Here is a 25,134-nt window from a genome sequence, read left to right as displayed (position 1 = left end):
CTCATCATCGAGTGCCGCGACCGTGGGGTCGCGAGCGAGCAGCCTGGGGAGAATCCTGCAGGTCGGTCAGTTCTGGGGGAACCCCAGGTCGACGCCGCCGTGGCTCGGGTCGAGCCAACGCGACGTGATCGCCTTCTCGCGGGTGAAGAACTCGAAGCCCTGCATCCCGTAGGCCTTGTCCGAGCCGAAGATGCTGTCCTTGAAGCCGCCGAACGAGTAGTAGGCGACGGGCACGGGGATGGGCACGTTGATGCCGATCATCCCGACCTCGATCTCGGCCTGGAAGCGCCGCGCCGCGCCTCCGTCGTTGGTGAAGATCGCGGTGCCGTTGCCGTACGCGCCGGCGTTGATCAGTGCGACGCCTTCCTCGTAGGAGGCGACCCTCACGACCGAGAGGACGGGCCCGAAGATCTCCTCCGTGTAGACGCGGCTGGTCAGCGGCACCTTGTCGATCAGGGTGGGGCCGAGCCAGAAGCCGTCGGCCTCGCCGTCGACCTCGACTCCGCGGCCGTCGACGACGACGTCGGCGCCGTCCTCGAGGGCGATGTCGATGTAGCTGGCGACCTTGTCACGGTGCTGCTCGGTGACGAGCGGGCCCATGTCGCAGCTGCGGCGCCCGTCGCCCACGGTGAGGCCCGACATGCGGGCGGTGATCTTCTCGATCAGCTCGTCGGCCACGGGCTCGACCGCGACGACGACGCTGATCGCCATGCAGCGCTCGCCGGCCGACCCGAAGCCGGCGTTGATCGCGCTGTCGGCGACGAGGTCGAGGTCGGCGTCGGGCAGCACGAGCATGTGGTTCTTCGCGCCGCCGAGCGCCTGGACGCGCTTGCCGTGCTTGGCGGCGGTCTCGTAGATGTACTGCGCGATCGGGGTCGAGCCGACGAACGAGATGCTCTTGACCTCGGGGTGGGTGAGCAGACCGTCGACCGCCTCCTTGTCGCCGTGGAGGACGTTGAAGACACCCTCGGGCAAGCCCGCCTCGGCGAAGAGGCGAGCGAGGAACATCGCGCTGGACGGGTCCTTCTCGCTGGGCTTGAGGACGACGGTGTTGCCGACGGCGATCGCGATGGGGAAGAACCACATCGGCACCATGGCGGGGAAGTTGAACGGGCTGATGATCCCGACGACGCCGAGCGGCGCCTTCGTCGAGTAGACGTCGACCCCGGTCGAGACCTGCTGCGAGAACTCGCCCTTGATCAGGTGCGGGAACCCGGTCGCGAGCTCGACGACCTCGAGGCCGCGGGTGATCTCGCCGAGGGCGTCGCTGAGCACCTTGCCGTGCTCGGACGTGAGGATCTCGGCGAGCTCGCCCTTGCGCTCGTTCAGCAGCTCGCGGAAGCGGAACATGATCTGCTGCCGCTTCGTGACGGAGAGGTCGCGCCAGGCAGGGAAAGCGCGAGCGGCGGAGGCGACGGCGGCGTCGATCTCCGACTGGTCGGCGAGCGAGACGTCCTTCGTGACGACGCCGAGGGCCGGGTCGTACACGGGGGCGGTGCGGCCGCTCGTGCCGGGCACCTCGGCGTTGTCGATCCAGTGCGCGACGAGGGGGCGGCCGTCGGCGGCGACGGTGCCGTCGGCGGGCGTGGTGCTGGTGGTGGTGGTCATGGTGGTTCCGTTCCGGATCTCGAGAGGAGGCGCGGTCAGCGTCGGGCGGGCTCGGCGGGGTGCACGAGGCCGGCGGCCACGTCGACCGCCGCGGCGACGTCGCCGTCGGCGGGGTAGAGCAGGGTGCGGCCGACGACGAGGCCGCGGACGCCGGGGAGGGCGAGAGCGTCGCCCCAGCGGGCGTAGGTCTCGTCGGGGTGGCCGGTCGGGTCGCCCCCGAGCAGGAGGGTCGGCAGCGTGGTCGACGCCATCACCCGCTCCATCTCGTCGACGACGGGCAGCTTGAGCCAGCTGTAGGCCGACGATTCTCCGAGGCCGGAGGCGACGGCGACCGACTTGATGACGGCGTCGGCGGTGAGGTCGTTGACGACCCGACCGTCGCGCCACTCGCTCATGAAGGGCTCGAGCATGATCGGCAGGCGCAGCGCCGCCGACTCCGTGACGGCGCGCGCGGTCGCCTCGAGGGTCGCCGCGGTGCCCGGGTCGCCGAGGCCGATCCGCACGAGCAGCTTGGCGAAGTCGAGGCGCGAGGCGACGATCGACCCGGCCGAGTAGGCGGTGAAGCGGTCGTCGAGCTCGAACGAGGCGCCCTGCAGGCCACCCCGGTTCATGCTGCCGACGACGACCTTGCCGTCGAGGGCGCCGAGCAGCGCGAGATCCTCGACGATGTCCGGCGTGCCGAGGACTCCGTCGACGCCGGGACGACCGAGAGCCACGACGAGGCGGCGGAGGAGGTCGTAGCGGTCGGCCATCGCGGTCGTGTCGGACCGGACGCCGAGGGCGCCACGCGCCGGGTGGTCGGCGGCGACGATGAAGAGCTTGCCGTCGCCCTCGAGCGGGGGACGACGCGTGCGGGAGGCGAGGACCTCGCCGAGACGCTCCGGCTCGGTGGCCCGGATCTCGCGGAGGCGGTCGAACTGCGAGGCGCTGACCGCCTCGTCGACGCCGGTGGTCTGCTCAGGCACGGTGCGCCTCCTCGAGGACGGCCTCGACCTCGGCGGTCGTCGGCATGGCGGTGGAGCACTCGAAGCGGGTGGCGACGATGCCGCCGGCCGCGTTCGCGAAGCGGAGGGTGCGGTCGAGCGACCAGCCCTCGAGCAGGCCGTGGCAGAGGGCGCCGCCGAAGCCGTCGCCCGAGCCGAGCCCGTTGATGACCTCGACGAGGTGCGCGGGCACCTCGACGCGCTCGTCCCGGGTCTTGGCCAGCACGCCCTTCGGCCCCTGCTTCACGACGGCGAGCTCGACGCCACGCTCGAGCAGCGCGTCGGCGGCCCGGTCGGGGTCGGTCTCGCCGACGGCGACCTCGCACTCCTCGCGGTTGCCGACGGCGACCGTGACGTGCTCGAGCGCTCGCTCGACCTCGCGGTGGGCGACCTCGGGGCTGCTCCAGAACATCGGCCGGTAGTCGAGGTCGAGGATCGTCAGCGGCCGACGCGCCCGGGTCTGCCACGCCACGTGGTGCGCCTGGCGGCTCGGCTCCTCGCTGAGGCCGGTGACGGTGGTCCAGAAGACACCTGCCTGCTCGATGGCCGCGAGGTCGAGCTTGCCGGCGCTGATCATGAGGTCGGGGGCCTTGGGCTGGCGGTAGAAGTAGAGCGGGAAGTCGTCGGGCGGGAAGATCTCGCAGAACGTGACGGGCGTGGGGAGGCCCTCCACCGTCGAGATCAGCCGGGTCGAGACGCCGAGCCTCTCGAGCTCCTGCACGGCGTACCGGCCGAACGGGTCGTTGCCGGTCCGCGTGAGGACGGCTGCCCGGCGACCGTACCGCGCGGCGGCGATGGCCACGTTCGTCGCGCTGCCGCCCACCGACTTGCTGAACGTCTCGACCTGCTCGAGCGGGACCCCGGACTGCTGCGGGTAGATGTCGACGCCGATCCGCCCCATGGTGAGGACGTCGAGCGGGGTCGTGGTGGTCTCGTCGGTCGTCACTTCTTGTCCTTCACGACGTAGATGGCTCCGGTGCTGAAGTCCTCCTCCAGCTGCTCGAGCGAGCGTCCGTTCGTCTCGGGCACGCGAGTGGCGGCGAAGACGAGGGAGGCGGCGTTCAGCACCGCGAAGATGAAGAAGGTCGTCGAGATGCCGATGCCCGCCACGAGGATGGGGAACAGCAGGCTCACAGCGAAGTTGGTCAGCCACAGGATGAGCACGGTCAGGCCCATCCCGACGCCGCGCAGCTTCAGCGGGAAGATCTCGGAGAGCATCAGCCAGACCAGCGGGCCGATGGTGCCCTGCATGGTGCCGACGAAGCAGATGACGAACACGAGCACGACGATCGCCCGGCCGAGGCCCTCGGGGATGAGCAGGGACGACAGGCCGATCAGCAGGTGGAAGACGGTCACGCCGGCGAAGCCGAACATGAGCATGTTGCGTCGGCCGACCTTGTTGATCACGCGCAGGGCGACGAGCATGGCGACGACCGCGATGACGCCGGCACCGACGTTGGCGATCAGCGCACCGCTCTGCGAGAAGCCGGACTGCTGCAGCACCTGGGTGCCGTAGTACATGATCGAGTTGATGCCGGTCAGCTGCTGGGCGACGGCCAGCCCGATCCCGATGAACAGGATCTTGCGGAGCCAGGGCTCGGCCACGAGGTCGGCGAGACGGGCGCTCTTGGCCTCCTTCTCCTCCTCGGCGAGCAGGCGGACCTCGGCCATCTCGGCGACGGCCCTGTCGTCGGCACGGATCTGCTTGAGCACGGCGAGCGCGTCGTCGTCGCGGCCCTTGGCGATCAGCCAACGCGGGCTCTCGGGCACCCGGAACATGCCGATGAACAACGCGATGGCCGGCAGGACCGCGATGGACAGCATGTAGCGCCACACGTTGTCGTGCTCGCCCCAGATGCTGCCGATGACGGCGTTGATGGTGAACGCGGCCAGCTGACCGGAGACGATCATGAGCTCGTTGCGGCTGACGAGCCCGCCGCGCTGCTCGGTCGGCGCCAGCTCGGCGAGGAACACCGGGACGGTGACCGAGGCCCCGCCGACGGCGATGCCGAGGAAGAACCGCGCTCCCGTCAGGAACTCCCACGTAGGGGCGAGGACGCACGCCAGAGCGGCGAAGAAGAAGAGGATCGCGAGGGTGTTGATCGTGGGCTTGCGACCGAAGGCGTCGGAGATGCGACCGATGAAGAACGCGCCCACGGCGGCGCCGATGAGGATGGCCGAAACCATGATGCCCTCACTGGCAGGGGTCAGCCCCAGGCTCTCCTCCATCGAGTCGAGCGCACCGTTGATGACGCCGGTGTCGTAGCCGAAGAGGAGGCCGCCGAAGGTGGCGATGACCGCGACCGTGCCCAGTCTCTTCGTGTGCGGCCCTGAGACCAGGGCGGGGAGCGCCGTGCGAGGGCTGCTCCCGGACGTGTTGGTGACCACGATTCCTCCATTGGTTGTGGTGACTGCGCCGCGCATCGGTGCGGGTGCATCGCCCTGGTGCCAGCGACAGAATGAGACTAACCATGCCGTAATGTCCTGTCAATCACTCATAGTGGACGCGACGAAGATCGGCGAGACGACACTGCCACGTCGTCAGGTCGACTGGCGGACGACGAGGCTGGTCTCCAGACGCCTCGTGCCTCGGAGCTGCTGGCCCCCGATGAGGCTCGCCAGGCTCTGCGCCGCCGTCTTCCCGACCTCGCGCAGGTTCATGTCGACCGTGGACAACGCCGGACTGCTCCCCGCGGCGATCGCTTCCCAGTTGTCGTACCCGATGACGGCGACGTCGCCGGGCACGCTCCGACCACGCCGGGCCAGCGCGTCGAGAGCACCCCGGGCGATCGTGTCGTTCCCGCAGAAGAGGGCGTCGAGCTCCGGCTCCCGCTCGAGGAGCATCTCGGTCCCGACCCTGCCCCAGTGCTCCGACCACTCGCCGGAGAGCGGCCGACCGCCGGCGAACTGGAGCCCACGCGCACGCAGGGCCTGGTCTGCCGCCTTGGCCCGGCGCTTCGTGGCCGCGTAGGAGCTCGGTCCGGCCACGTGGCCGATGCGGGTCCGGCCGAGTCCGATGAGCAGCTCGACAGCTCGCCGGGCACCCTCGGACTCGTCGGGCACGACGGAGAAGTCGTCAGGGTCGTCGGAGGCGCCGTAGGCGTAGACGACGGGCACTCCCACCTGGCCGAGGGAGGCCTGGTCGTCGGTGCTGTGCGACAGGGCGATGATGCCGTCGATGCCGTGGTCCAGGAGGGTGCGGATGTGGTGCCGGGTGCGGACGGGGTCGCCTCGCCCGTCGCTCAGGAGGACGGCTGTCTCCTCGGCGCCGAAGGCCTCTTCCGCGCCGAGGAGCACGGGCAGGCTCTGCCAGCCGATGCTGTCGTGGCTGAGGAGCCCGATCGCCCGCGTCCGCCCTGTGCGGAGGCGCCGTGCAGCGCCGTTCGGACGGTAGCCGAGTTCTGACGCGCGGCCCTGGACACGACTGCGGGTCGCTTCGCTGATCTCCGAGCTGCCGGCGAGCGCCTTCGAGACCGTCGAGATCGAGACCTGGAGGTCGGCGGCGAGGTCGACGATGCGCACGCGGTCCATGGCGAATCCTTATTCGTAGAATTTTCGTTTTCGTTCCTTGACGAAAACTGTAGCCCGACCGTACTTTCACTACAACGTTTTCGGCATCGAGGAACGACCTCGATCGATCAAAGGAGATCTCGTGCAACGTCCTCTCGCGCCCCGCCGTCTGGCGGTGGTCTCGGCGTCCGCCGTGGCCGCTGCGCTCCTCCTCAGTGCCTGCCAGACAGGCCCGGCCGCCTCGACGGGCGGTCAGCTCGAAGCCACCGACGACGGCACGACCGTCACGATGTGGACCCGGTCCGCCACCAGCGACTACACCCAGGCACTGGTCGACGCCTACAACGACAGCCACGAGAACCAGGTCGAGCTGACGGTGGTCCCTTTCGACGCCTACCAGCAGAAGGTCGCGAGCGCTGCAGGTGCCGGCCAGCTGCCCGACATCGTCTCGTCCGACGTCGTCTTCACCCCCGACTACGTCACCAAGGGGCTCTTCCGCGACCTGACCGCGGAGATCGACGCGCTCCCCTTCGCCGACGACCTCGCCGAGGGACACATCGCGGTGGGCACGTCGGCCGACGGCAAGAAGTACGCCGTCCCGCACGACATCGACCTCTCCGCGGTGTTCTACAACAAGGTGCTCTTCGAGAAGGCGGGACTCGACCCCGACTCCCCGCCCACCGACCTCCCCGGCTGGTTCGAGGCGGCCAAGGCGATCGACGGGGTCGAGGGCGCTGACGGCTTCTACTTCGGCGGCAACTGCGGCGGCTGCATGCTCTTCACCACCTGGCCGAGCATCTGGGCCGACGGCGGAGAAGTCCTCAACGACGACGGAACCGAAGCCGATCTCGACACCGACACAGCCGGCTCGGTCTACGACCAGTACCGCACGGCATGGGAAGACGGTCTCGCTCCCGAAGCGGCCCAGACCGAGACCGGCGCCACCTTCGGCACGGCGTTCGGCACCGGCCAGATCGGCTGGCAGGTCCTCGGCGCCACCGCGTACGGGACCTACCCGAAGTCCGACACCCTCGACGTCGGCATCGCCCCGGTGCCCGGCGTCGACGGCGGTGAGAGCACGTTCCTCGGCGGCGACACGCTGAGCATCGCGTCGACCAGCGAGAAGGCGGCAGCTGCCTGGGACTTCTTGTCCTGGACCATCGGCGACGAGGCCCAGATCGACGTCGTGGCGAAGAGCGGCGCCTTGCCTTCTCGTACCGACCTCGCTGACAACGAGTACTCCGAGGCCGACCCCAACGTCGCCGAGTTGTCACGCCTCGTCTCCGTCGGCCAGACCCCCGTCTCGGCCGCGTTCGGCTCGACCTTCAACGACGCAAACGGCCCCTGGACCGCGTACGTCCGGAACCAGGTCTTCGGTGACGCCTCCGAGCGAGGCGCCGACAACGACGCCATCTCCGCAGCACTGAGCCAGTGAGCACCAGCCGGCGGGGCCCAGCATCCTGGGCCCCGCCGGCCCTCGTACGCCACCCCCACCACAAGTCAAGGACGACCATGGTCACTCTCGCCGCGCCACCAGACGCCACCCCCAGAACCACACGACGCTCCCGGGCAGGCACCTCAGCCCACCTCGCCGAGCAGCGACGCACCGGGCTCCTCTTCGCCGCCCCCACCGCTCTCGTCGTCGGGGTGGTCTTCGTCCTCCCGCTGGGGCTGCTCTTCTGGATGTCGCTGAACGACTGGCCCCTCATCGGCGTCTCGAAGCCGAACTGGGGAGCCAACTTCGCGGGCCTCTCCGACCCTCTCTTCGTGAAGGCTGCCGGGTTCACGCTCGTCTACACGATCGTGACGACCGTCGTGCTCAGCGCGATCGCCCTCGGCCTGGCACTGCTCATCCAGCAAGCTCGACCCGGGACCGCGCTGTACCGCACCGCGTTCTTCATCCCCGCCGCCATCGGCATCTCGTCGAGCGCCCTGATCTTCTACGGTCTCTACACGCAGCCGACGAGCGGCCTCAACGAGCTGCTCGCGACCTTCGGGATCGGGCCGGTGGCCTGGATCGCGACCCCGGCGGGCGCGTTCTGGTCGACCCTCCTGCTCGTGATCTGGAGATTCTCGGGGTTCTTCATGCTGATCCTGCTCACAGGGCTGCAGGCGATCCCCGACGAGGTCTACGAAGCGGCGCGTGTCGACGGCGCGGGGCCGATGCGGACCTTCTGGTCCGTCACCGTGCCGCTGCTGCGCCCGTCCCTGGCGTTGATGCTCATCCTCTCGGTCACGGGCAGCGTGCTGGCGTTCGACCAGTTCTACGTCCTCACGAGCGGCGGGCCCGACAACTCGACGGTGACCCTCGTGATCGCCCTGTACCGCAAGGCCTTCGTGCAGTACGACCTCGGGACCGCCGCCGCCCTGTCTGTCGTCGTGCTCGCGTTCCTCCTCGTCCTCAACCTCGCCCAGTTCGCGCTCCTCCGGCGCGACAACACCAAGTAGGCGGCCGACCGTGAAACTCCGACGCACTCTCGGCGCCACCGCCTGGCACGTCGTCTCGATCGTCATCGCCGTGGCCTTCCTGTTGCCCCTCGCCTGGACCCTCTGGTCTTCCCTCACCGACTCGGGCGCCTCGCCCGACGGCGGCTTCGGGTTCGCCAACTACAGCCGGGTCGTGGACTACGGCAGCGGCCTCGGCACGTACGTGCTCAACACCGGCGCCGTCGCCCTCATGACCGTCGCGGGCGTGCTCGTCGTCTCCGTGCCCGCCGGCTACGCCTTCGCCCGGCTCACCTTCCCGGGCAAGAACGTGCTCTTCGTCCTGGCCCTGGCGATCCTGATGGTGCCGTACGCGACGATCCTCATCCCCCTGTACGTCCTGCTCGGCTGGATCGGCCTGCAGGACAGCCTCGTGGGCCTCGCCCTCGTGCTGGTGATGCTGCAGCTGCCCTTCAGCCTGTTCATGATGCGCAACTCGTTCGAGTCCCTGCCCAGGGAACTCGACGAGGCCGCCTACGTCGACGGCTGCACCAGCCGGACCGCTTTCCTCAAGGTGCTCCTGCCGGGCACCGTCCCCGGCGTCGTCACCGTCTGCCTGTACGCGTTCCTCGCCTCCTGGAACGAGTTCATCGCACCGCTGATCTTCCTCACCGACGGATCTCGCTTCACGCTGCCCGTCGCCCTCGTCAGCCTCCGCAGCGGCAGCCTCGGCCAGGTCGACTACGGAGCGCTCCAGGCCGGCGTCATCGTCTCGGCGATCCCGTGCTTGTTCCTCTTCCTCCTCCTCCAGCGGTACTACGTCCGCGGATTCACCTCCGGCGCTCTGAAGGGCTGAGCCATGACCGACACCATCAACCACACCACGGACCACCAGGCCGACGCGATCGCGGCCGCTGGCCGCGGCCGTCCCTCGCGCCCTGCGCCGCTGGACGCCGTCACCGTCGACGACACGTTCTGGTCGCCCCGCATCGAGACGGTCGTCGCCGAGACGATCCCGTTCCAGCGCCACCAGCTCGACACGGTGGGGCACCTGCACGCGCTCCGCCACGAAGAACTGGTCGGCGACCCGGTGCCGCACATCTTCTGGGACAGCGACGTCGCCAAGTGGATCGAGGCCGCGAGCAACAGCCTGGTCGACCACCCCGACGCCGACCTCGACGCCCAGCTCGACGACGTCATCGCTCTCCTCGCCGCCGCGCAGGAAGACGACGGCTACCTCAACACCTACTTCCAGACCATCGACCCCGCGGGCCGCTTCACCGACCTCCGTGACGCCCACGAGCTGTACTGCGCCGGGCACCTCATCGAGGCTGCCGTCGCGCACCACGCCGCGACCGGCAAGACCAGCCTCCTGGACGTGGTGCGCCGCTACGCCGACCTCATCGAGGCGGTGTTCGGGCGCGGCGACGGGCAGCTCCGCGGATACGACGGCCACGAGGAGATCGAGCTGGCCCTGGTCAAGCTCGCCGGAGCGACGGGCGAGCAGCGGTACCTCGACCTCGCCTCCTACTTCGTCGAGGAACGCGGGCGTGAGCCCTACTTCTTCGACCTCGAGGCCGAGCGCCGAGGTACGCCCGGCTGGTTCGGCGACCACTTCCCCGGCCCCGACCACCCTGGCCGCAGCCGTGAGTACCTCCAGGCCCACGCCCCGGTCCGCGAGCAGTCGGAGGCGGTGGGCCACTCCGTCCGGGCTATGTACCTGTACTCGGCGATGGCCGACCTGGCACGCGAGCAGGGCGACGACTCGCTGCTCGAGGCGTGCCGTCGGCTGTGGGACCACCTCCTCTCGCGTCGCACCTACGTCACCGGCGGGATCGGGACGAGCGCGGTCAACGAGGGCTTCACCGAGGACTTCGACCTGCCCGACGCCACGGCGTACGCCGAGACCTGCGCCGCCATCGGCCTGGCCATGTGGGCCCAGCGCCTGCTCCGCATCGACCGCCACCGTCGCTACGGCGACGTGCTCGAGCTGGTCCTCCACAACGGCGTGCTCGCGGGGCTCTCGCACGACGGGCGGTGCTTCTTCTACGACAACCCCCTGTCCAGCCGGGGCGGCGTCGGACGCCACGAGTGGTTCGAGGTGGCTTGCTGCCCGCCCAACGTCGCGCGCCTGCTGACCTCCCTGGGCTCCTACGCCTACGCCTTCGGCGACGACGAGCTCGTGGTGCACGTCGCCGTCTCGGGCGAGGTGCGCGTGCCGGTGGGGGGCGAGGAGGCGCGCGTGACGATCGACGCGGACGTGCTCGGCAGCGGGCGCGTCGAGCTGAGCGTCGAGCACCCCTCGTCGTCGCCGTTCACCGTGACCCTCAGGGTGCCTGCCTGGTCGGCGGCCTCCACGCTCACGGTCGCCGGCGAGGACGTGGACCTCGCCGACGAGGCGATCCTCGGCGACGACGGCTACGTCAGCGTCACTCGCAGCTGGACGGCCGGCGACCGCGTCGTGCTGCAGCTCGACACGACGCCGCGCCGCCTGCGTCCCGACGCCCGGCTGGCCGATCACGCCGGTCAGGTCGCCGTCGCGCGCGGCCCCCTCGTCTACGCCCTGGAGGAGGTCGACAACGGGGCCGAGCTGCAGATGCTGGCGCTCCCCCGAGACGCGGAGCTGAGGACGGGCCGCCTCGGTGACGTGGACACGGTGCAGGCGGCCGGCATCCGGACGCAGATCCCCGGCACGGGGCTCTACCGCAGCGTCGATCCGGTCGAGGAGCCCGCCGAGCTCGTCTTCGTGCCCTACTTCAGCTGGGCCAACCGCGGCGAGGGCGAGATGCGCGTGTGGGTGCGTGACGGGCGATGAGGACGGGACGGGACGGCGGCCGAGATGGCTGACCGTCGTCCTCCAGACCGCCCGGCGACGCTCAAGGACGTCGCCGCGGCCGCCGGCGTCTCGATCGCGACGGCGTCCAAGGCGCTGCGAGGCGGATACAAGGTCAGGGCGGACACGCGCGGGCGGGTCGAGCGTGCAGCCGCGGCACTCCGCTTCACGCCCACCCGGCTCGACGCGAACCGCCCCCACGGGCGCTCGGGAACCGTGGGGCTGATCACTCACGATCTCGAGGGGCGGTTCTCGATCCCCGTCATGATGGGCGCCGAGGACGCCTTCGGGACCGGCGGCATACAGGCCTTCCTCTGCGATGCCCGTGGAGACGCGAAGAAGGAGAGAGAGCAGGTCAGGGCCCTGCTCGCGAGGAGGGTCGACGGCTTCATCGTCGTGGGCGACACCACCAACCCCCGCCCCAGCCTGGGCCGTGACCTCAGGGTGCCCGTGGTCTACGCCTACTCCCCCAGCGCCGACCCGACCGACATCAGCGTGGTGAGCGACGGCTACGGAGCAGGACGCCTGGCGATCGAGCACCTGCTGGACTCCGGTCGACGCCGCATCGCCTACGTGGCAGGAGACCCCAGCTTCGCTGCGGCCGTGGATCGTGCCGCCGGAGCCGGTGAGGCGATGGCGAGCCGCGGCCTGCAGTTCGTCGGCGGGGGTCCGTTCTTCGGGGACTGGACGGAGGCGTGGGGCCGTCGCGAGACGCGCCGCCTGTTGGCGAGCGACACGGAGATCGATGCGATCGCGTGTGGTGCCGACCAGCTCGCACGGGGAGTCCTGGACGCACTTCGTGAGACGGGAAGGCGAGTTCCGACCGACATCGCCGTGATGGGCCACGACGACTGGCGCCACATCGCCACCCAGGCGCGTCCGCCGCTCTCGTCCATCAGCATGGACCTGGAGGAACTCGGGCGGCTGGCGGCCCGCCTCCTCTTCACCGCGATCGACGGCGGGGGCGGGGCCGGCGTGCACGTCGTGCCGACTCGCCTCGTGGTCAGGGGCTCCACCGCACCCGCTCCGGCACCGGAGGTCCAGCTGCCCGCGACAGGACGGCGACCATGACACGGACCTCTCTTGACGCTCCCGGCGCTCCCGACGCCGTGAACTGCGTCTACGCCTCTGTCTTCGAGGCCCCGTACCCCGCGCGGACGACGGTGGCCGTGGCCGGCCTGCCGCTCGGGGCGCGGATCGAGATCGAGGCCACCGCGTCGATCTGACGTGGTGGCGTCCTCAGGAGGATCCCGTGCCGAGCCCGCTGTTCTCGGACCCCGGCCCGGCTGGTCGGCTGGGTCGGCTCGTCAGGCACGCCCGGATCGCCATGGGCCTCCGGCAGGAGGACGTCGCGAGGCGCTGTGAGATCGCGACCGCGACGCTGCGGCGCATCGAGACCGGCCAGGGCACAGGGCCTAGTGTCTTCGTCGTCGTGCGTCTGTTCCGCGAGCTGGGACTCGAACTGGGCAGGTTGGACGAGCTGATCACCCCACCCCCGTCAGGAGAACCCCGAGAGGAACGACCATGACCACCTTCGCCCTGCTCGACCAGGCCCGGATCGACGACGGCGTCCTGGCGCTGCGGCCCGACTACCGGGTGTCCCTCCTCGCCCTGTCGGGTCTCACGCCCGGCGACAGCGACCAGGCGACCGATGATCTCCTGAGCGCCGCCGAGGAGCGAGCTCGTGCGCTGCTCGCCACCTCGCCTGTGGAGGAGCTGGCGCACGTCGCAGCCTGGCGAGACGCCTACCGCAGCTTCGGGGCCAAGCCCCAGCGCACCCGGAACAGCCTCGAGGCGCTCCTCCGCCGCGCCGAAGGCGGCCTGCCGCGGGTGAACAGGCTGACCGACATCTACAACGCGATCTCCGTCCTGCACCAGGTTCCCCTGGGCGGTGAGGACCTCGACCACTACGTCGGCGCACCCCACCTGACCCGCGCCTCCGGCGACGAGGACTTCGACACGACCGCCGGCGGCGCCGACGTGACCGAGCACCCCGACACCGGTGAGGTCGTCTGGCGCGACGACGCCGGCGTCACCTGCCGTCGCTGGAACTGGCGCCAGGGTCGGCGGACGCAGCTGCGCGACAGCACCACGAGCGCCCTGTTCATCCTCGACGCCCTCGCACCCATGACCGACGAGCAGCTCCGAGCCGCGACGGACGACCTCGCCACCCACCTGTCGAGGCTCGTGCCCGACGTGCTCGTCGCGTCCCGCACCCTCGGCGGCACGGCGACCGCCTGACGGGCTCCGGCGCAGGACCTGCCCATTGGACCTCGACGCGACTAGGCCGAGTCCCGGACGACGAGGCGGACCGGGCCGGCGACGACGCCGGGAGAGGGCGCCCCGCCGATGGCGTCGACGAGGTGCTGAGCAGCAGAGCGGCCCAGCTGCTCGAGCGACATGTCGACGCTCGTCAGGGGCGGCCGCGACTCGCGGACCAGGAGGTCCCAGTTGTCGAAGCCGATCACGGAGATGTCGCCCGGGACGCTCACGCCCTCGTCGCGCAACGCGTCGATCGCACCGCGGGCGATGTGGTCGCTGCCGCCGATGATCGCGTCGACGGGCTCGCTGCCCCGGACGAGGAGGCGCGCGCAGTCCCTGCCCCACCCCTCGCCCCACTGCCCGAAGAGGGACGTCCCCCCGACCAGCTCGAGCCCGGCTGCGGACAGGGCCTGCTGGACGCCCACGGCCCGGTCGCGAGCCGCGGCGTAGGAGGCCTCGCCGTTGACGAGGGCGATCCGCGTCCGCCCCTTCTCGATGAGGTGCTCGGCGGCCAGCCGTCCGGCCTGGACGTTGTCGGGGGTGAACGAGGCGTCCGCGGGGTCGCTGGAGGGTGCGTAGACGTAGACGACCGGGACGTCCGCGAGCAGGGGGACCGGCGGACGCGGGTTCGTCGTCCGACCGACGATCAGCAGGCCGTCGACCCGACGCGTGAGCAGCGTCTGCAGGTGCAGCTGCTCGCGCAGCGCGTCGTCCCGGGCGTCGGCGAGCAGCACCGACAACGAGCCCGAGCCGAACGCGTCCTCGGCGCCCAGCAGCACGGGCAGGACGAACCGGTTGTCGAGGTCGCTCGTCACCATCCCGATCGTGCCGGTCCGGGCCGAGTTCAGCGCCTGCGCGAAGAAGTTGGGCGTGAACGAGAGCGCCGCAGCGGCCTCCTGCACCTTGACCCGGGTGGATTCCCGCACCTGCGCCCGGCCGTTCAGGGCCTTGGAGGCGGTCGCGACCGACACCCCGGCAGCTCGGGCGACGTCAGCCAGCGTGACGGGGGCCGCCGCCTTGCCGCCTCCTGCAGTGGTCATGTGCCGAAAATAGTTCACAAAGTGATTGACCAGCAAGTCATGCCCGTGTAACTTCGCACCCGAAACCAGTTTCGGTCTCTTTGCTCTCGACGATGAGCGCCCTGTGCTGCACCTGCCGGGCTCTCTGACAGAGCATCCGCAGCAGTTCAGAGAGGAACCTCCTGTGATCTCGTTCATCCGCAGCAAGCGCACCGCCGTCGCGGTCGTCGGCCTGGCCGCCGCGACCCTCGCCCTGACCGGCTGTTCCGGCGGAGCAGGCGGCGGCTCGACCGACGCCGCGACCGGCACCTACACGTTCTGGGACCCGTACCCCCAGTTCGACGACTCGAGCGACTGGGCGAAGCTCATCGAGAAGTGCGGCACGGAGGCGGGCGTGACGGTCGAGCGCACCGGCTACGACACGTCCGACCTCACCAGCAAGGCGCTGCTCGCCGGCCAGCAGGGCAACTCGCCCGACCTCCTGCTCGTCGACAACCCGGTCGTCTCGACCCTCGCCGAGGCAGGCCTGCTGACCGACACGGACGAGACGGGCGCCGACACCTCGGAGATCGAGGCGAACATCCTGGCCGCCGGCCAGCTCGACGGGAAGACCTACGGCGTCCCCATCGGCGCCAACACCCTCGCGCTCTACTACAACAAGACCGTCCTCGACGCCGCAGGCGTGGACCCTGCGTCGATCACCGACTGGGACAGCCTGACCTCCGCTCTCGAGGCGGTCTCCGCCTCCGGCGGCAAGGGCATCACCTTCTCGGGCATCGGGACGGAAGAAGGCAGCTTCCAGTTCCTGCCCTGGTACTGGGGCTCGGGCGCCGACCTCACCGAGCTCGACTCGGACGACGCCGTCTCGGCGCTGGCCCTCTGGACCGACTGGGTCGAGAAGGGCTACGCCCCCAACTCGGTCATCAACAACACGCAGACGACGAGCTGGCAGGAGTTCCTGACCGGCGAGTACGCCTTCAGCGAGAACGGCACGTGGCAGCTCGCCGGCGTCAAGGAGTCGGGCATCGACTACGGCATCATCTCCATCCCCTCGAAGGACGGCGGCGCAGCCCCCGCACCGACCGGCGGCGAGTTCCTCACCGTCCCCGTCCAGAGCGACGACGCCCGCTACGAGGTGAGCGAGAAGATCCAGTCGTGCCTGACGAGCACCGACAACCTGATCGCCACCGACACGACGCTGTCCTACGTGGCCCCCACGAAGGACGCCCAGGCAGAGCAGGTCGCCACCGACCCCGACCTCGAGCCGTGGGTCACCGCGGTCGCCGACGCCAAGGGCCGCACCAGCGACGACCTCGGCACCGACTACCCGAAGATCTCGGAGCAGCTCTGGAAGGCCGTGCAGAACAGCCTCAGCGGGTCGTCCGACCCCGAGGCAGCCCTGCAGGAGGCGCAGCAGGCCGCCGCGTCCGCCACCGAGTAGTCCCCGCACCGCCACCGCATCACCCCACCCACCGCACCGGGCACCGCCGGACGACGAGGAGCAGCACCATGAGCACCGACACGATCGAACGTCGCGAGGCACCGCCCGGGGGGAGGTCGGCCCTGAGCCCCGACCTCCCCGGCGGGGGGCCTCGACGCCCGCGACGACGCGGACCGGGGGCCTCCCAGCTCACCGCCTGGGCGTTCCTCGCCCCGGTCGTCGCCTACCTCGCCGTCTTCTACGTCTGGCCGCTGGTCCGCAACGTCGACCTGTCGACGCACGACTACACGGTCCGGTCGTTCATCGACGGGACGGCGCCCTTCATCGGGCTCGAGAACTTCACCGACGTCTTCTCCAGCCCGACCTTCGGGCCGGCCCTGGTGAACACCCTGCTCTTCACCGGCGTCTCGATCGCCTTCCAGTTCTCGATCGGCATGGCCCTGGCGGTCTTCTTCTTCCAGAAGTTCCCGCTGTCGTCGACCCTCAGGGCCCTGTTCCTCGTGCCGTGGCTGCTCCCGTTGATCGTCAGCGCCTCCACCTGGTCGTGGATGCTCAACAGCGAGAGCGGCGTCGTCAACTCCGTCATCCGCACGCTCGGCGGCGATCAGGTCAACTGGCTCACCTCGCCGCAGTGGGCCCTCACCAGCGTGATCATCGCCAACATCTGGATCGGCATCCCGTTCAACCTCGTCATCCTCTACAGCGGGCTGCAGAACATCCCCGGCGACATCTACGAGGCGGCGGCGCTCGACGGCGCGAACGCCTGGCAGGTCTTCTGGCGCATCACGTTCCCCCTGCTGCGCCCGGTCTCGGCCATCACGATCCTGCTGGGCCTCGTCTACACGCTCAAGGTCTTCGACATCATCTGGATCATGACGCGCGGCGGGCCCGGCGACGCCTCCACCACCTTCGCCATCTGGTCGTACCAGCTCGGCTTCGGCTCGACCCTCCCCTCCTTCGGACCCGCCGCCGCGGTCGGCAACCTGCTGATCGTCATGGCGCTCGTCTGCGGGTTCGTCTACCTGCGAGTGCAGAGGAAGCAGGACCAGTCGTGAGCGCCACCGTCCGGCCCGCCGCGGCCCCCACGTCCGCCGCCCGCCGCGCCTCCTCGAGCCGCGCCGGCCGCCGCAGCCTCGCCACCACCGTGATCGGGGTCGTGCTGACCGCGATCATGCTGTTCCCGATCTACTGGATGATCAACGTCTCGTTGACCCCGACCGCGCAGATGCGGCAGAGCCCGCCGTCGTGGTTCCCCTCCGCCCCGACGCTCGACGGCTACCGTGCCGTCGTCGCCGAGCAGCTGCCGTTCCTCGGCACCAGCCTGCTGGTCGGCCTCGGGACCGTCGTCGTCACCGTCGCCCTGTCGGCACCGGCCGCGTACTCCCTGGCCAAGCTGCGGCCGGTCGGAGGAGGCGCGCTGAGCTTCGTGATGATCGTCGCGCAGATGATCCCCCAGGTGATCATGGCGATGGGGTTCTACGCGATCTACCTGAACCTCGGCATCCTCGACCAGTGGTGGGGCCTCGTCATCGCCGACTCGACGCTGGCCGTGCCCTTCGGGGTGCTGATCTTCACGGCGTTCATGCGGGGCATCCCCGACGAGCTGATGAGCGCCGCGAAGCTCGACGGAGCCAGCGCGTGGCGCACGTTCCGTTCGGTTGTCCTGCCCGTGAGCCGCAACTCCGCCGTCACCGTCGGCCTCTTCGCCTTCCTCTGGGCGTGGTCCGACTTCGTCTTCTCGTCGACCCTCAACAGCGGCGGCGACGCGCAGACCATCACGCTCGGCATCTACCGCTACATCGGCAACAACAACCAGGAGTGGAACTCGATCATGGCGACCGCCGTGGTCGCGTCGATCCCGGCGACGGTGCTGCTCGTCGTCGCCCAGCGCTACGTCGCGGCCGGCGTCACCGCCGGGGCCGTCAAGGACTGACGCCTGCACCGCGGACACCAGCCGCTCCTCCCCCGACTCGCTCCCCTCCCTCACCACCCGGAGAACCTCGTGACCACCACCGCGCCACACGCCCACACCGCTCCTGCCGCTTCCCGGGGCGACCACGCCCGTCGCTTCGCCGGTGCCGTCTCGCCGTCCACCTCGACCCTCACCCCGCTCGACGCGACCGAGATCCGGCTCACCGACGGCTTCTGGGCCGAGAAGCAGGCCCTGAACGCCGACGTGGTGCTGCGGCACTGCGAGGACTGGATGGAGCGCATCGGCTGGACGGGCAACTTCGACCGCGCCGCCGCCGGCCTCAGCGACCCCGGCACGCCGTGGGAGCACTCCGGCATCGAGTTCGTCGACTCCGAGGTCTACAAGCTCCTCGAGGGCATGGCGTGGGAGCTGGGGCGGGAGCACGACACGGCCCTGCAGGCACGCTACGACGCCCTCGTCGACCGCGTGGCCGCGGCGCAGGAGGGCGACGGCTACCTGCACACGAGCTTCGGCCGTGCCTGGCAGCGACCCCGGTGGAGCGACCTCGAGTGGGGCCACGAGCTGTACTCGATGGGCCACCTGCTGCAGGCCGTGGTCGCCGCCGAGCGCACCGGCGCCTCGCCCCGCCTGGTCGAGGTCGGTCGGCGTCTCGCCGAGCACCTGTGGACCGTCTTCGGCCCCGAGGGCCGGGTCGCGATCTGCGGCCACCCGGAGGTGGAGGTCGCCCTGGCCGAGCTCGGCCGCGCCCTCGACGAGCCGCGCTGGATCGAGCTCGCCCGACTCTTCGTCGACCGCCGCGGACGGGGCCTGCTCGGCCAGATCGAGTACGGCGCCGAGTACTTCCAGGACGACGTGCCGGTGCGCGACGCCGGCGTGCTGCGCGGGCACGCCGTCCGCGCCCTGTACCTGGCCGCCGGCGCCCTCGACGTCGCCGTCGAGACACGCGACGACGAGCTCGCCGACGCGGTGCGCCGTCAGTGGGAGGCGACGGTCGCCACCCGCACGTACGTCACGGGCGGGATGGGCTCGCACCACCAGGACGAGGCGTTCGGCGCCGACCACGAGCTGCCGCCGGACCGCGCCTACTCGGAGACCTGCGCGGGCATCGCGTCGACGATGCTCTCCTGGCGCCTCCTGCTCGCGGACGGCCAGGCCCGGTACGCCGACCTCATCGAGCGGACCCTCCTCAACGTCGTGCTCGCGTCGCCCCGCGACGACGGGCGCGCGTTCTTCTACACGAACACGCTGCACCAGCGGTCCGAGGGCGTCGAGCCGGACGAGGACGAGCTGAACGCGCGCGCGCTCTCGAGCCTCCGGGCGCCCTGGTTCGAGGTGTCCTGCTGCCCGACCAACGTGGCGCGCACCCTGGCCAGCGTGGAGCAGTTCTTCGCGACCCGCAGCTCGGACGGGGTGCAGCTGCACCAGTACGGGAGCTACGACGTCGACACCGTGCTCGACGACGGCACGCCGCTGGCGCTGTCCGTCGCGAGCGGATACCCCCTCGACGGGCGCGTCGAGGTGACGTGGCGCGGCGACGTCGAGCGCGAGGTGGAGCTGACGCTCCGTGTCCCCTCGTGGGCCGACGGCGCCCCGGCCACGGTGGTCCTGCCGGACGGGGAGGTCAGGCAGGCCCAGGGCTCGACGACCGTCGTCCGCCGCCGCTTCTCGGCGGGCGACGTCGTCGTGCTCGAGCTGCCCGTCGTCGCCGAGTGGGTGCTGCCCGATCCCCGGATCGACGCGGTCCGCGGCCAGGTCGCCGTCCAGCGGGGCCCGCTCGTGCTCGCGCTCGAGTCGGTCGACCTGCCGACCGGCAGCGTCAACGACGTGCTCGTCGACACGACCGTCGACCCGGTCACCACGTCCGTCGGCGCCAGGGTCGAGCTCTCGCGCAGCCGCACGCCCGCGAGCGGGTGGCCCTACGGCCGTGCTGCGTCGACCGCCGGGTCGCTCGGGAGCGTGGAGCTCCTGCCGTACGCCGCGTGGGGCAACCGAGGCCCGTCGACGATGCGCGTGTGGTTGCCCGTGGACGACCTCGAGGCCTGACGGCGAGCGAAGGCGCCCGCCCACTGAAATCACTTCAGGTGCCCACATTGCTTAAATTGCAAGCTCGTGTGAGTCTTACTGAAAGCGGTTTCGGACAATGCCGTCCTCGACGGCGCCGCTCGTCCACGCAAAGGAGCACAGGATGAGAACGAAGAAGAAGTCGACAGGGGCCGCTCTCGGCCTCGGCCTGAGCGCAGCGGTGGTCGCAGCGCTCCTCACCCCGGGAGCGACCGCCAGCGCGGCCGGGAACACGCTCGTCGTCGACGCGGCGACCAGCATCAGGCCGGTCACGTACGTGGGGGCGGGCGGGCTCTACGCGGTCGCGACCGACACCGACCCCGCACCCGGCCTCCTGACGCCGCTGAAGCTCAAGCAGCACACCCAGCCCGCACCCGGAGTGCAGCAACTCGGCAACGGCGCCACGGTCCCGTCGGGCGACATCCTCAAGACCGCCCCGGCGTTCACCCGCGACGGCGCCCAGTCCTACGCGCGGATGCCCGACGTCTACCCGAACTTCCCCTACCGCTGGATCAGCTGGGAGGACTGGACCCAGAAGATCGACACGATGGTCAAGGCGCGCGTCGACGCGGGGTCGACCACGAACATCAACGGCTGGGAGCTGTGGAACGAGCCTGACGGCACGTGGGACACCGCCAAGGCCGGTCCGTTCCTCGACGGCTGGACGCGCACCTACCGACAGGTGAAGCTGCAGGACACGACCACGCCGATCGTCGGCCCGAGCTACAGCCGCTACTACCCCGACCTGATGCGCGACTTCATGGCCCGGGCCAAGGCCGACGGCACCCTGCCCGACGTCGTCGTCTGGCACGAGCTCGAGGACGAGACCTACAACACCGTCGACGAGCACGTCGCCGACTACCGGGCCATCGAGCGTTCGCTCGGCATCAGCCCGCGACCCATCTCGATCAACGAGTACGGCTCCCCCAGCCAGATCGACACCCCCAGCGTCGCGGCGCACTACATCGCCCAGTTCGAGCGCACCGGCATCAACGACGCCGAGCGGGCCTACTGGTACGAGTCCGGCACCGTGGGCGGGCTCGTGTGGAACAACCGCCCCACCGGCTCGTACTGGCTGTACAAGTGGTACGGCGAGATGGCCGGCAACATGCTGGCGGTGACGCCCTCCGGCGATCTCGACGGCTTCGCCTCCTACGACTCGACCCGCAAGGTCGTCAACGTCGCCCTCGGCGGCACCTTCGGCGACAACGCGGTGCAGGTCAAGGGCCTCGCCGGCTTCGGCACGCAGGCCAGGGTGACGGTCAACTACACCCCGCGATCCGGGCGCATGACCAACGTCTCCGCACCGACCCAGGTCTCGAGCACGACCGTCCCGATCGTGAACGGCGCCGTCACGGTCCCGATCACGAACCAGGACTACCTCGGCGCCTACCAGGTGGTGGTCACTCCGGCCGCCGGCCCGGCCACGCCCTACCAGCAGGTCTACGAGGCGGAGAACGCGACGGTCGTCAACGCTCAGCGGCTGACCTCGACCGGTGCGTCCAACGGAGGGTACGTCGGCCGGATCGACGGACTGGGCGACGGCCGCTCGAACAGCTTCGTCGACTTCATCGTCGAGGTCCCCGCCGCGGGCAGCTACGCGCTCACCACCCGCTACGCCAACGGCGGCGCGGCGACCTCCACCCAGGGGCTGGCGACGAACGGCAGCGCGTTCCGGGACGTCTCCTACGCGCCGACCGGCGCCTGGGGCCGCTTCGCCGACTCGGCCGCGACCCCGGTCACGCTCAAGGCCGGCTACAACGTGATCCGGCTCGCCAAGGGCTCGCCGAACTACGCCGGCGGCTCGGGCTTCGCCGAGATCGACTCGATCACGGTGCGGCCCCGCTGAGGCCCCGCGCCCGAGGGTGCTGACAGGAACGAGTGGGAGTCCCCGTGTCCTCCGGGGGCTCCCGCTCGGGACGTCGACCTGGTCGGCCCCTAGAGTCGAGTGACCGACACGTCCCCTCACGACGGGAGCGACATGGCACTCCGCATCACCGCGGCCACCACGAAGTTCGGCGTCGTCCTGGTGGCAGTGATCCTCGGCCTCGCCCTCGGGTTCCTCGCCGCGTTCGTGCTCGGCCCCACCGCAGGGGCCCTCACGCTCCTGGCCGTCACGGTCGCGACGGTCGTCTTCTGCGGGCGGACCTTCCGGGCGGACGACGAGCCGACCGCGCCTCCTCGTCCGGCCTGGCGCCTCACCGGCGGGGTGACCTCCAGCGTCGTCATGGCGGTGTTCTTCACGGTCCAGGGGCTGAGCACGGTCCTCGCCCTGGTCACCGACGACGCCGGGGCGGCCGTCGCGGTCGTCTCGGCGCTGGTCCATGCCGCCCTCGCCGCGGCCTACGTCCTGTCGGCCGTCACGCAGCGGGCAGGCCGCCCGCGCGCAGGCCGGCAGCGCGAGCACAGCCCCCGCCTCGGCTGAGGCGCCGCTCGTCGGACGGGGAGGTGTCCCGTCTCGTTCCGAGCATCCCGTCGCGTCCTGGCGGGACGGGATGCTCGGAACAGGACGGGACACGACGCACTCGGCCGACCCGGCCGCTACCCTCTGTGCCATGACCGCAGACCGCGTCCTCGCGCCCGAGCCGCCCGCCGACGGCGCCAAGCCGAAGGGCCCCGCGTCGTACTTCCCGAGCATCGAGAAGACCTACGGGCGCCCGATCCAGGAGTGGCTCGACCTCGTGAACGAGCGGCTCGACAGCGACTCCCACATGCAGGTCGTCACCTGGCTGAAGTCCGAGCACGGCCTGGGCCACGGCCACGCGAACGCGATCGTCGCCTACGTGCGAACCGCCCGCGCCTGACCCGGTGCGCGGGCGACCCGACGCCCCGACCTGCTGGTTGCACGAGACGTGATCGGCCGCCACGGGGAAGGGAGCACTACGGTCGACCCGTGATGCGAACGGTGATCCTCGTGGGCGTCGCGGTGGCGGTCGTCATCGCCGTCGTGGCGATCGTGCTGGGCGTGAGGGACATCCGCGCAGACCGGTCCATGTCACGCCGAACGCTGTCGGCGTACTGCGCAGCGGGCGTGGTCGCGGCCGCCGTCATCGCCTACGCCGTGCTCTGACGCCCTTGCTGAGGTCAGAGCGCGACCGCTGACCCGAACCGGGCCGAGCCGGTCCTACGGCCGGACCGCCGCCTCCTCGTCGGGCGCGACGTCCTTCTGCACGGCGAACTGGGTGCGGTGCAGCTCCTCGTAGCGGCCGGCCGCGGCGAGCAGCTCGTCGTGCGTGCCGCGCTCGACGATGGAGCCGTCCTCGACCACGAGGATCAGATCGGCGCTGCGGATGGTGGAGAGGCGGTGGGCGATCACCATCGCCGTCCGCCCCTCGAGCGCCTCGCTCAGCGCCGCCTGCACGGCGGCCTCCGAGGTCGAGTCGAGCGCCGCGGTCGCCTCGTCGAGGATGACGACGCGAGGCTGGGCCAGCAGGAGGCGGGCGATCGTCATGCGCTGGCGTTCGCCTCCCGAGAGCCGGTAGCCCCGCTCCCCCACCATCGTGTCGAGCTGGTCCGGCAGCGAACGGATCAGCGGCTCGAGCCGCGCCCGTCGGACGGCGTCCCACACCTCGTCCTCGGTCGCCTCCGGCCTCGCCAGGCGCAGGTTGCTCAGGATGGTCTCGTGGAACAGGTGGCCGTCCTGCGTCACCATGCCCAGGGTGTGGCGCATGGAGGCGAAGGTCACGTCGCGCACGTCGGCGCCGGCGAGGCGCACGGCACCGCTGTCGACGTCGTACAGGCGCGAGAGCAGCTGGGCGATCGTGGACTTGCCGGCACCCGACGTGCCCACGAGGGCGACGGTCTGCCCCGGCTCGATGCGGAACGAGACGCCGTGCAGCACCTCCTCGCCGCCGCGGGTGTCGAGGGTCGAGACCTCCTCCAAGGAGGCGAGCGACACCTTGTCCGCGGACGGGTACGCGAACCGGACGTCGTCGAACTCGACGCTCACCGGGCCCTCGGGGACGGAGGCGGCGGCCGGCTTCTCCTGGATCAGCGGCTTCAGGTCGAGCACCTCGAAGACGCGCTCGAAGCTGACGACGGCGCTCATGATCTCGACCCGGGCGCTCGCGAGGCCGGTGAGCGGCACGTAGAGGCGGGTGAGGAGGAGCGCCAGGGTGACGACCTCGCCGGTGTCGAGCTGGCCGGCGAGGGCGAGGAAGCCGCCGAGGCCGTAGACGAGGGCGAGGGCCAGGGCGGAGACGAGCGTCAGCGCAGTGACGAAGACGAACTGCAGCAGTGCGCTGCGGACCCCGATGTCTCGGACACGGGCGGCGCGCACGCGGAACTCCTCCGCCTCCTCGTCGGGACGGCCGAAGAGCTTGACGAGGGTGGCGCCCGGGGCCGAGAAGCGCTCGGTCATCTGGGTGCTCATCGCGGAGTTGTGGTCGGCGGCCTCGCGGCGGAGGGCCGCGAGGCGGCTGCCCATGCGCCGGGCGGGGATCAGGAAGATCGGCAGCATGATGACGGCGAGCACCGTCACCAGCCAGGAGGTGCTGAGCATGACGATGAGGGTGAGGACCAGTGCGACGACGTTGGTGACGACGCCGGAGAGCGTGCCGCTGAAGGCCTGTTGGGCGCCGATGACGTCGTTGTTGAGGCGGCTGACGAGGGCGCCCGTGCGGGTGCGGGTGAAGAACGCGATCGGCATCTTCTGGACGTGGTTGAAGACGGCGGTGCGGAGGTCGAGGATGACGCCCTCGCCGATCCGGGCCGAGAACCAGCGGGTCAGGAGCGAGACGCCGGCGTCGGCCACGGCCACGACGGCGATGAGGCCGGCGAGCCGGACGATCATCGACACCTCGCCCTTCGCGACGATGACGTCGACCACGCGGCCGGCCAGCACCGGTGTCGCGACGGCGAGGAACGCTCCCACGACGGAGAGCGCGATGAAGATGACGAGCTTCGTCCGGTAGGGCACGGCGAACGTCATGATCCGCTTGACGGACTCGCGGGAGATGCCGTGCTTGCCGTCCCTCGCGGACGAGATCTTGTAGAGCGAGCTCCAGGCCGCGCCTTCCATGCTCATGGGTGGTTCCTTCCGTGGGGTGCAGGCCCGACGT

The 25,134-nt window shown here is 70.6% G+C and carries 23 protein-coding genes; 16 read left to right on the top strand and 7 right to left on the bottom strand.

The window, feature by feature from the left end; genetic code table 11:
- Nucleotides 1-66: 66 nt before the first annotated feature.
- The 5 genes from RWM17_RS01185 to RWM17_RS01165 form a co-directional block, all read right to left on the bottom strand.
- Nucleotides 67-1,608 carry a CoA-acylating methylmalonate-semialdehyde dehydrogenase gene (locus RWM17_RS01185; RefSeq protein WP_314100715.1) on the bottom strand — a complete coding sequence of 514 codons (1,542 nt, stop codon included), beginning with the start codon at nucleotides 1,606-1,608 and terminating at the stop codon, nucleotides 67-69.
- Between the two features lie 35 nt (nucleotides 1,609-1,643).
- Entirely contained in the window at nucleotides 1,644-2,573 is a 930-nt protein-coding gene (locus RWM17_RS01180) for a deoxyribose-phosphate aldolase (RefSeq protein WP_314100714.1), read from the bottom strand.
- The gene (iolC, locus tag RWM17_RS01175; protein ID WP_314100713.1) at nucleotides 2,566-3,537 is read right to left on the bottom strand and encodes a 5-dehydro-2-deoxygluconokinase; all 972 of its coding nucleotides are present in this window, start codon (nucleotides 3,535-3,537) and stop codon (nucleotides 2,566-2,568) included. Before iolC ends, RWM17_RS01180 begins: the two co-directional genes overlap by 8 nt.
- On the bottom strand, nucleotides 3,534-4,979 hold the full coding sequence (locus RWM17_RS01170; protein ID WP_314100712.1) for a sugar porter family MFS transporter: 1,446 nt from the start codon (nucleotides 4,977-4,979) through the stop codon (nucleotides 3,534-3,536). The genes iolC and RWM17_RS01170 overlap by 4 nt, the downstream gene beginning before the upstream one ends.
- Before the next feature lie 153 nt (nucleotides 4,980-5,132).
- Entirely contained in the window at nucleotides 5,133-6,122 is a 990-nt protein-coding gene (locus RWM17_RS01165; RefSeq protein WP_314100711.1) for a LacI family DNA-binding transcriptional regulator, read from the bottom strand.
- Between the two features lie 121 nt (nucleotides 6,123-6,243).
- Here RWM17_RS01165 and RWM17_RS01160 point away from each other — a divergent pair, with 121 nt between their 5' ends.
- From RWM17_RS01160 to RWM17_RS01130, 8 genes are all read left to right on the top strand, one after another.
- The gene (locus RWM17_RS01160; RefSeq protein WP_314100710.1) at nucleotides 6,244-7,536 is read left to right on the top strand and encodes a sugar ABC transporter substrate-binding protein; all 1,293 of its coding nucleotides are present in this window, start codon (nucleotides 6,244-6,246) and stop codon (nucleotides 7,534-7,536) included.
- A 77-nt stretch (nucleotides 7,537-7,613) separates the two neighbouring features.
- Complete coding sequence (locus RWM17_RS01155) at nucleotides 7,614-8,549, top strand: sugar ABC transporter permease (RefSeq protein WP_314100709.1); 936 nt, start codon at nucleotides 7,614-7,616, stop codon at nucleotides 8,547-8,549.
- 10 nt (nucleotides 8,550-8,559) lie between these two features.
- Complete coding sequence (locus RWM17_RS01150) at nucleotides 8,560-9,381, top strand: carbohydrate ABC transporter permease (RefSeq protein WP_314100708.1); 822 nt, start codon at nucleotides 8,560-8,562, stop codon at nucleotides 9,379-9,381.
- Between the two features lie 3 nt (nucleotides 9,382-9,384).
- Nucleotides 9,385-11,340 (top strand): beta-L-arabinofuranosidase domain-containing protein, encoded by a 1,956-nt coding sequence (locus RWM17_RS01145; RefSeq protein WP_314100707.1) that lies wholly within the window; start codon nucleotides 9,385-9,387, stop codon nucleotides 11,338-11,340.
- Nucleotides 11,341-11,364: 24 nt separating this feature from the next.
- Nucleotides 11,365-12,429 (top strand): LacI family DNA-binding transcriptional regulator, encoded by a 1,065-nt coding sequence (locus tag RWM17_RS01140; protein WP_314100706.1) that lies wholly within the window; start codon nucleotides 11,365-11,367, stop codon nucleotides 12,427-12,429.
- A complete protein-coding gene (locus RWM17_RS01135; protein ID WP_314100705.1) occupies nucleotides 12,426-12,584 on the top strand; it encodes a Rid family hydrolase in 159 nt (52 codons plus the stop codon). The genes RWM17_RS01140 and RWM17_RS01135 overlap by 4 nt, the downstream gene beginning before the upstream one ends.
- A gap of 26 nt (nucleotides 12,585-12,610) precedes the next feature.
- On the top strand, nucleotides 12,611-12,886 hold the full coding sequence (locus RWM17_RS14050; protein ID WP_399539858.1) for a helix-turn-helix domain-containing protein: 276 nt from the start codon (nucleotides 12,611-12,613) through the stop codon (nucleotides 12,884-12,886).
- Nucleotides 12,883-13,599 (top strand): phenylalanine--tRNA ligase beta subunit-related protein, encoded by a 717-nt coding sequence (locus RWM17_RS01130; protein WP_314100704.1) that lies wholly within the window; start codon nucleotides 12,883-12,885, stop codon nucleotides 13,597-13,599. Before RWM17_RS14050 ends, RWM17_RS01130 begins: the two co-directional genes overlap by 4 nt.
- Before the next feature lie 41 nt (nucleotides 13,600-13,640).
- Here RWM17_RS01130 and RWM17_RS01125 read toward each other — a convergent pair whose 3' ends face one another.
- A complete protein-coding gene (locus RWM17_RS01125; protein WP_314100703.1) occupies nucleotides 13,641-14,660 on the bottom strand; it encodes a LacI family DNA-binding transcriptional regulator in 1,020 nt (339 codons plus the stop codon).
- Nucleotides 14,661-14,823: 163 nt separating this feature from the next.
- Here RWM17_RS01125 and RWM17_RS01120 point away from each other — a divergent pair, with 163 nt between their 5' ends.
- From RWM17_RS01120 to RWM17_RS01085, 8 genes are all read left to right on the top strand, one after another.
- Nucleotides 14,824-16,080, top strand: a complete 1,257-nt coding sequence (locus RWM17_RS01120) for an extracellular solute-binding protein (protein WP_314100702.1) — start codon at nucleotides 14,824-14,826, stop codon at nucleotides 16,078-16,080.
- A 68-nt stretch (nucleotides 16,081-16,148) separates the two neighbouring features.
- Entirely contained in the window at nucleotides 16,149-17,135 is a 987-nt protein-coding gene (locus RWM17_RS01115) for a sugar ABC transporter permease (protein WP_314100701.1), read from the top strand.
- A 116-nt stretch (nucleotides 17,136-17,251) separates the two neighbouring features.
- Nucleotides 17,252-18,013: a carbohydrate ABC transporter permease gene (locus RWM17_RS01110; protein WP_399539866.1), complete on the top strand. Its 762-nt coding sequence runs from the start codon at nucleotides 17,252-17,254 to the stop codon at nucleotides 18,011-18,013.
- A gap of 69 nt (nucleotides 18,014-18,082) precedes the next feature.
- On the top strand, nucleotides 18,083-20,056 hold the full coding sequence (locus tag RWM17_RS01105) for a beta-L-arabinofuranosidase domain-containing protein (protein ID WP_314100699.1): 1,974 nt from the start codon (nucleotides 18,083-18,085) through the stop codon (nucleotides 20,054-20,056).
- 142 nt (nucleotides 20,057-20,198) lie between these two features.
- Nucleotides 20,199-21,923 (top strand): CBM35 domain-containing protein, encoded by a 1,725-nt coding sequence (locus RWM17_RS01100; protein WP_314100698.1) that lies wholly within the window; start codon nucleotides 20,199-20,201, stop codon nucleotides 21,921-21,923.
- A gap of 132 nt (nucleotides 21,924-22,055) precedes the next feature.
- A complete protein-coding gene (locus tag RWM17_RS01095) occupies nucleotides 22,056-22,499 on the top strand; it encodes a hypothetical protein (RefSeq protein ID WP_314100697.1) in 444 nt (147 codons plus the stop codon).
- Between the two features lie 130 nt (nucleotides 22,500-22,629).
- Nucleotides 22,630-22,878 carry a DUF4287 domain-containing protein gene (locus RWM17_RS01090; RefSeq protein ID WP_314100696.1) on the top strand — a complete coding sequence of 83 codons (249 nt, stop codon included), beginning with the start codon at nucleotides 22,630-22,632 and terminating at the stop codon, nucleotides 22,876-22,878.
- An 89-nt stretch (nucleotides 22,879-22,967) separates the two neighbouring features.
- Nucleotides 22,968-23,144, top strand: a complete 177-nt coding sequence (locus RWM17_RS01085; RefSeq protein ID WP_314100695.1) for a hypothetical protein — start codon at nucleotides 22,968-22,970, stop codon at nucleotides 23,142-23,144.
- A 54-nt stretch (nucleotides 23,145-23,198) separates the two neighbouring features.
- Here the strand turns inward: RWM17_RS01085 and RWM17_RS01080 are convergent, their stop codons facing one another.
- Entirely contained in the window at nucleotides 23,199-25,100 is a 1,902-nt protein-coding gene (locus tag RWM17_RS01080; protein WP_314100694.1) for an ABC transporter ATP-binding protein, read from the bottom strand.
- Between the last annotated feature and the right edge of the window lie 34 nt (nucleotides 25,101-25,134).

It is taken from the genome of uncultured Frigoribacterium sp. (assembly GCF_963515265.1).
In the GTDB taxonomy this organism is placed as follows: Bacteria; Actinomycetota; Actinomycetes; order Actinomycetales; family Microbacteriaceae; genus Frigoribacterium.
This window is presented reverse-complemented; position numbering and strand designations above follow the sequence as displayed.

Bases quoted from the DNA above. Each gene is read 5' to 3' on its own strand.
- RWM17_RS01100 (WP_314100698.1), top strand. From the start codon at position 20,199: ATGAGAACGAAGAAGAAGTCGACAGGGGCCGCTCTCGGCCTCGGCCTG.
- RWM17_RS01090 (WP_314100696.1), top strand. From the start codon at position 22,630: ATGACCGCAGACCGCGTCCTCGCGCCCGAGCCGCCCGCCGACGGCGCC.
- RWM17_RS01155 (WP_314100709.1), top strand. From the start codon at position 7,614: ATGGTCACTCTCGCCGCGCCACCAGACGCCACCCCCAGAACCACACGA.
- RWM17_RS01080 (WP_314100694.1), bottom strand. From the start codon at position 25,100: ATGAGCATGGAAGGCGCGGCCTGGAGCTCGCTCTACAAGATCTCGTCC.
- RWM17_RS01165 (WP_314100711.1), bottom strand. From the start codon at position 6,122: ATGGACCGCGTGCGCATCGTCGACCTCGCCGCCGACCTCCAGGTCTCG.
- RWM17_RS01095 (WP_314100697.1), top strand. From the start codon at position 22,056: ATGGCACTCCGCATCACCGCGGCCACCACGAAGTTCGGCGTCGTCCTG.
- RWM17_RS01185 (WP_314100715.1), bottom strand. From the start codon at position 1,608: ATGACCACCACCACCAGCACCACGCCCGCCGACGGCACCGTCGCCGCC.
- RWM17_RS01110 (WP_399539866.1), top strand. From the start codon at position 17,252: ATGCTGTTCCCGATCTACTGGATGATCAACGTCTCGTTGACCCCGACC.
- RWM17_RS01140 (WP_314100706.1), top strand. From the start codon at position 11,365: ATGGCTGACCGTCGTCCTCCAGACCGCCCGGCGACGCTCAAGGACGTC.
- RWM17_RS01125 (WP_314100703.1), bottom strand. From the start codon at position 14,660: ATGACCACTGCAGGAGGCGGCAAGGCGGCGGCCCCCGTCACGCTGGCT.
- RWM17_RS01115 (WP_314100701.1), top strand. From the start codon at position 16,149: ATGAGCACCGACACGATCGAACGTCGCGAGGCACCGCCCGGGGGGAGG.
- RWM17_RS01130 (WP_314100704.1), top strand. From the start codon at position 12,883: ATGACCACCTTCGCCCTGCTCGACCAGGCCCGGATCGACGACGGCGTC.
- RWM17_RS01145 (WP_314100707.1), top strand. From the start codon at position 9,385: ATGACCGACACCATCAACCACACCACGGACCACCAGGCCGACGCGATC.
- RWM17_RS01135 (WP_314100705.1), top strand. From the start codon at position 12,426: ATGACACGGACCTCTCTTGACGCTCCCGGCGCTCCCGACGCCGTGAAC.